Source organism: Pseudoalteromonas peptidolytica, from assembly GCF_012641745.1.
Classification (GTDB): domain Bacteria; phylum Pseudomonadota; class Gammaproteobacteria; order Enterobacterales; family Alteromonadaceae; genus Pseudoalteromonas; species Pseudoalteromonas peptidolytica.
The window spans coordinates 1-250 of record NZ_WEHZ01000113.1 but is presented as its reverse complement, the minus strand read 5'-3'; the positions used below and the strand labels follow the sequence as shown (position 1 = coordinate 250).

1 rRNA gene is annotated in these 250 nt (G+C 38.8%); it reads left to right on the top strand.

Going from position 1 to position 250, the window contains the following annotated elements:
• A 16S ribosomal RNA gene (locus tag F9Y84_RS21945) occupies positions 1–79 on the top strand; the annotation flags it as partial.
• Positions 80–250: the final 171 nt, after the last annotated feature.

The window sequence follows — 250 nt, the reverse complement described above, 5'->3', positions numbered from 1 at the left end:
CACCACGGAGTGATTCATGACTGGGGTGAAGTCGTAACAAGGTAGCCCTAGGGGAACCTGGGGCTGGATCACCTCCTTATACGATTTAGAACTTATTTGTTCGAAGTGTCCACACAGATGATTGTTGCTTGGCCTGATGGCTAAGTAATATTTGCTCTTTAAAAATTTGGAAAAGCTGAAAAATTAAATTCTGATAGGTAACGTAAAGTTATTTATCGAGTTTTCGAAAGAAAATGCCGATTAATCATTT